General features: G+C 66.2%; 2 protein-coding genes. Both read left to right on the forward strand.

The features are described from left to right. A partial coding sequence (locus tag VDP82_RS17865) for a DMT family transporter (protein ID WP_323016162.1) occupies positions 1-612 on the forward strand: 612 nt, incomplete at its 5' end. An 89-nt stretch (positions 613-701) separates the two neighbouring features. Then, positions 702-1,442 carry a hypothetical protein gene (locus tag VDP82_RS17870; protein ID WP_323016163.1) on the forward strand — a complete coding sequence of 247 codons (741 nt, stop codon included), beginning with the start codon at positions 702-704 and terminating at the stop codon, positions 1,440-1,442. Positions 1,443-1,666 lie beyond the last annotated feature (224 nt).

Consider the following 1,666-nt stretch of genomic DNA (forward strand, 5'->3'; position numbering starts at 1 on the left):
GAGCGGCTGGTGCTGTTCACCTATCCGTTCTTCGTGCTGCTGTTCGGCGTGTGGTTCTTCGGCGACCGCATGGCCTGGAGCGTGGCGCCGGGCATGGCGCTCTCCTATGCGGGGCTGCTGGTCATGTTCAGCTGGAACCTGGCGGTGGAGCCGGACGGGCTGATGCTGGGCACGCTGTTCGTGCTCGGCTCGGCCGTCACCTTCGCCTTTTACCAGCATCTGGCCAAGCGGCAGATGCTGGTGCTCGGCCCGGTGCTGTTCACCTGCATCGGCATGTCCACCGCCGCGCTTTGCGCCATCGCGCAGAACCTGGTGCTGTCCGGGCCGCAAAGCTATCTGGCGCTCAGCCCGCCGATCTGGGCCTATGGGCTGGCGCTGGGGCTTTTGGGCACCATATTGCCCAGCTTCATGATGAATGCCGGCATGGCCCGCATCGGCGCCCGCGCCACGGCCGCCACCTCGGCCTTCGGACCGCTGGTGACCACGGTCTTCGCCGTCATCATGCTGGGCGAGGCCTTCACCCTTTTTCATGGGCTGGCCACCGCGCTGGTGCTGATCGGGGCGGTCTGGTTCGCCCGCGCCGAGCGACGCGCCCGCGCGGAAAATCCATAGCCGGCCCGGACGGCAAAACCGTTGCCACTTTTGCTCGAAACGCTCTAATCTCGCATCGACCTGGCCCGGACCCGAAAGGACGACCCACCATGCCTTACTCCCCGCGTCGCACCAGTGGCCCGCTGATGGGCCTGGCCCTGTTGGCCAGCCTGGCGCTGGTCTTGCCGGCCCAGGCGGGCAAGCTCGATGCCGGCGACGGGCGCGCCCCGGCCGGCACGACCCTGGCCCCCGATGCGACAACGCAAGCGGCGGACATCGATTTCGGCGACGATTCCAGCCGCTGGGCCAATGACGAGCAATGCGACGATCCGCGCTTTTCCGGCGAGGGCATGGCGCCCATATTGGAGCGGGCCGATCTGTGGTCGGACGCCAGCGACTGCCAGGCCGCCTTCGCCGCCGGCACCATCACCTATATCGGGGAAGAGCCGGAGCTGCCGCCGGTCGAGTTCGATTATGGCGACGACTGGAGCGAATGGGCCAATGACGGGGAATGCGACGACCCGCGCTTCACCGGCCCCGGCACCGACAAGAAAATGCTCGATGACGACATGTATGGCGACGCCAGCGACTGCCGGGCGCTGGAAGCGGAGGGCAAGGTGTCGATCATCACGGTCTATACCCCCGAATACGCCGCCGGCGCGCCCTATGATTCCAGCCATATCGACTTTGGCGACAATGAATCGGACTATGCCGATGACGACTATTGCGACGATCCGCGCTTCATGGGTCCCGGCGCCGCCACGGTGCTGCTGGAAAGCGACCTGATGCACGACGCCGAGGACTGCCGCGCCGCCTATGAGGACGGCACCATCATGCTGATCGAGGAATGAGGGAGCCTGGTGGTGGGGCAGCATAGTGCCGCACCCACCAACTCCCCTTCTGCCCTCGCGGGAGAAGGGGCCCGAAGGGCGGATGAGGGGGCTTTTGGCGAGTGCCCTATTTGCGCAGAGAACCCCGCCCCACCCTCTCCCACAGCGGGGAGTAATCACTTCGGACGCCGGAGCCTTGGTTTTGAGTCTTCCCAAAACTGCGACGCTGCCCACGGGCTTGACCC

The sequence above is a fragment of the Devosia sp. genome (genome assembly GCF_034675085.1).
In the GTDB taxonomy this organism is placed as follows: Bacteria; Pseudomonadota; Alphaproteobacteria; order Rhizobiales; family Devosiaceae; genus Devosia.